Raw genomic sequence first — 3,333 nt, 5'->3', positions numbered from 1 at the left:
GCGCCGGTGACGAGGCGCCATCTCCCTCCCGAGCGTCTCCGTGTCCGGCGGAGCGGCGAGGGGCTGTTCTCGGTGTCTTCTCCCATGGGCGCCGGATGCCCGCCTCGACGCCTCCCATGCTCAACTCCCTTGTAAATGGGGGAATTCGGTACTCCTGAGGGAGGTGTGCCGGACATGCGGGCCCCGACGGACCGCACGGCGTGCAGCCTGATGTGCCGGCGGGGAAGCCGCTCCGGAGCGCGCTGCCGCGCGGCTCCGTCGGCCCCGCCGGCGCTCAGGAGTGGCGCCTGAGGGTCCTCCGGATCCAGTCGGCGTAGGCCGGCACGCTGGTGTAGAGGCCCGGCCCGGCAGAGCACGCGACCCCCGGGGCGCCGGGGCCCGAGGTGGTCCCGATGAGCTCCCACCGCCCCTGCCCGTCCTTCTGGAGCTGCGGCCCGCCGGAGTCCCCGAAACACGCCATGGCGTCGGGCACCCGGCTGATCGTGCACAGCCGTGTCCTGTCCGCGTAGCCCGATTCGCACTCGGCGGCGCTGCCCGTGCGGGTTTCGAGCTGCTGCAATCGCTCCGCGAACTCCAGTCCGGTGTCGACGGTGGTTCCGAATCCCAGGATCCGGGTCGGAGTGCCGGGCCGCCCGACCCGCTTCGCGATCCGGACGGGCTCTTCGGTGACCGGGCGGTCCAGACGGACCAGCGCGATGTCGTCCCGGTTGGGCGCCTCCCCTTCACCGTTCACGTACCCGGGGTGAACGACGGTGCGCTCGACGGCCCGGACGGTCCCCCCGGATTTCCGCTCCCCGCTGCCGATCCGGACGATGCCGTCCAGTTCGAGGCCGTCGCCCTCCACGCAGTGAGCCGCGGTCAGCACCCACTGAGGATCGATCAGCGACGCCCCGCAGTTGCCGTCGTACACGCCGTGCTCCGGGGCCGACTCCGGGATCGTCGCCATGAACGGGTAACGCTCCGTGGAATCGGTTCCGTTGACGATCGCTCCGGCGCCGTTGGCCATCAGGGTGGTGCACATGGCGACGGCGAGAGCGCCGACGGCAGTGACGCGCGCCGTGCGGCGGCCGACGGACCGCAAGCTGAGCACAGGGGACCTCCTCGTAGGAATCCGGGTGTGTCCGTCACCCTGCTCGGTTCTGGATCCACCGGACCATCCGGGTAGCGCCCCGAGTTCGGTGGGGGTACCCCCTCACGTTCCCGGCCGGGTGCCGGGGGGTAACCCCCGCCCCGTACCAGGGATGGCCTCTGGAGGAAGCCGGTGGACCACCCCAGCGCGCTCCACTCCCCAGCACACGAAGATCACTTCATCGGTGCAGGAAGCGCCGCACGCAAGGAGTGATCGACATGCACGGGTACAGGAAGAGGGCCGGCCGGCGAGGGTTGCTCGCCCTCACGGGGGCGGTAACCGCCACGGCGCTGGCCACCGCGGCGGCATCCGCGGCACCGGCCGCACGAACGGCCTCGACCTCGCTCGCCGCATCAGCCGTCTCGGCCGACCGTGTACCGGCAGGCCGGGAAGCTGCCGTCGTACGGTCCCTGGAACGGGTCGCACACCCGCTGCGCACCACGGAACCCGGCGGCCGGACCGCGGACCTCCGGGCGCTGAGCGGCATGGCCGGGAACGCGAAGGTGGTGGGGCTGGGCGAGGCCACGCACGGTTCGCACGAGTTCTTCGCCATGAAGGAACGCGTCTTCCGGCACTTCGTCGAGGAGCGCGGCTTCACCACCTTCGCCCTGGAGATGAGCTGGTCGGCGGGGCTCAGGATCGACGAGTACCTCCAGGGCGGTCCCGGCGACCCGCGGCGGATCGCGGAGGCGACGCTGGCCGGATCCCCCTGGGAGCGCGAGGAGTTCGTCAGCCTGATCGGCTGGATGCGCGAGCACAACCGCCGCCATCCCGACCGCCGGGTCCACTTCATGGGGGACGACCTCGGAGCGCCGAAGCTCGGCGACCCCGTCTTCGAGCGCGTCCTGTCGTCCGTCCGCGAGACCCGGCCGGAGGCGCTGCCCCGGCTCACCGAGCTGTACGGCCGGCTGCGTCCCTTCGACGACATGTTCGCCTACCTGCGCAAACCGGTCGCCGAACGCGAGGAGAACGCCGCACGCGCCCAGGAGGCGCTCGACCTGGTCGCCGGACACCGGGCGGGCGACGGCGACGACCACGCGTGGACGGTGCAGCACGCCCGGAACATCGCGCAGACGTTCACCTTCGCCACCGTCGACCTCGCCGACCCGGCCTCGGTCACCGCCGCCGAGCGCCTGCGTGACCAGGCCATGGCCGACAACGTGCTGTGGTGGCATCGGCACACCGGCCACAAGATGCTGCTGTCGGCCCACAACGGTCACATCGGATACCTCTCCACCCATCCGGACACCTACCCGCGGACCCAAGGCGCGGCACTGCGCGACCGCCTGGGCCGCGACTACACCGCGATCGGCTTCAGCTTCGCCGCCGGCTCCTTCCTCACCAAGGACACCTCCCTCGACGGGGACTGGAATCCGGTCACCGTCCCGGCCGCGCGTCCCGGGACGAACGAGCACACCCTGGACCGGGTCCGGTACCGGGACTTCTACCTCGACCTGCGGACCGCGCCCGCCGTGGCCCGCGCCTGGCTCGACCGCGCCCGCCCGGTCTACGACGCGGGCTCGACCTTCACCCCGGACCCCCTGCCCGCCCTGGCCCTCGGCCGGGCCTACGACGTCCTCATCCACCTCCACAGGGTCCGGGCGGCGGACAGGCTCGAATCGCCGTCGTACGAGCCGGCCGGCTGACCGCGCGGGACGCGGGCCCCGGTGACCTCCTCACCGGAGGCGGTTCGCCTTCGGCCCTGGAAGCATGCCGCCGGTGCCGAGGACCTGCCCGTCCGGAGGTGTTTCGGCGGCATGTTCGGGGTGAGGAGGATGCGGGCGAGGGAGGGGCCGTATGGCAACAGTCGATGGCAGGGGCAGGGGCAGGGGCAGGGGCAGGGGCAGGGGCGCGGTGCGACGGGAGGGCCCGGTGAGGTCTGTGCGAGACCTGGTGCTCGGCGTGGGGCTCGCGGGTGTGGTGGTCGGCGGTGCGGCCCTGATGGTCAAGACGGCCCGCTCGGCCGGCTCGCACCTGCCGGTCGTCCTCGCCGTCCTCGTCCTTCTGCTGGGTGCCGGGGCGGCACTGACCCGGTGGGGCCGAGCCCCGGTGCGCCGCCGGACCGGAGCCCCCGGGGCCGGTGCGGAGGCGCACGCCGGGGACGGGCCGGCGGGTACGGCGCGCCTGCCGGATGCGGACGGCTGCGTGGAGGAGGGCGCCCTCGGTAACGCCACCGTTCCGCTGGGCGCTCCGGACATGATCGG

The 3,333-nt window shown here is 72.8% G+C and carries 2 protein-coding genes and 1 pseudogene; 2 read left to right on the top strand and 1 reads right to left on the bottom strand.

Annotation, left to right across the window (positions count from 1 at the left end; translation table 11 throughout):
- Positions 1–274: 274 nt before the first annotated feature.
- Positions 275–1,090: a trypsin-like serine protease gene (locus tag K7G60_RS38460; RefSeq protein ID WP_225805608.1), complete on the bottom strand. Its 816-nt coding sequence runs from the start codon at positions 1,088–1,090 to the stop codon at positions 275–277.
- A gap of 257 nt (positions 1,091–1,347) precedes the next feature.
- Between K7G60_RS38460 and K7G60_RS38455 the strand changes: the two genes are divergently transcribed.
- Both K7G60_RS38455 and K7G60_RS38450 read left to right on the top strand, forming a co-directional pair.
- The gene (locus K7G60_RS38455; protein ID WP_225805607.1) at positions 1,348–2,775 is read left to right on the top strand and encodes an erythromycin esterase family protein; all 1,428 of its coding nucleotides are present in this window, start codon (positions 1,348–1,350) and stop codon (positions 2,773–2,775) included.
- A 226-nt stretch (positions 2,776–3,001) separates the two neighbouring features.
- Positions 3,002–3,333, top strand: a pseudogene (locus K7G60_RS38450) (hypothetical protein); the annotation flags it as partial.

The organism is Streptomyces sp. NK15101, assembly GCF_020400725.1.
Taxonomy (GTDB): domain Bacteria; phylum Actinomycetota; class Actinomycetes; order Streptomycetales; family Streptomycetaceae; genus Streptomyces.
Note: the sequence above shows the minus strand (reverse complement) of the source record. Positions and strands in the feature narration are given on the sequence as shown.

Excerpts from the sequence above, each read along its gene's own strand:
- K7G60_RS38455 (WP_225805607.1), top strand. The coding sequence starts at position 1,348 with ATGCACGGGTACAGGAAGAGGGCCGGCCGGCGAGGGTTGCTCGCCCTC.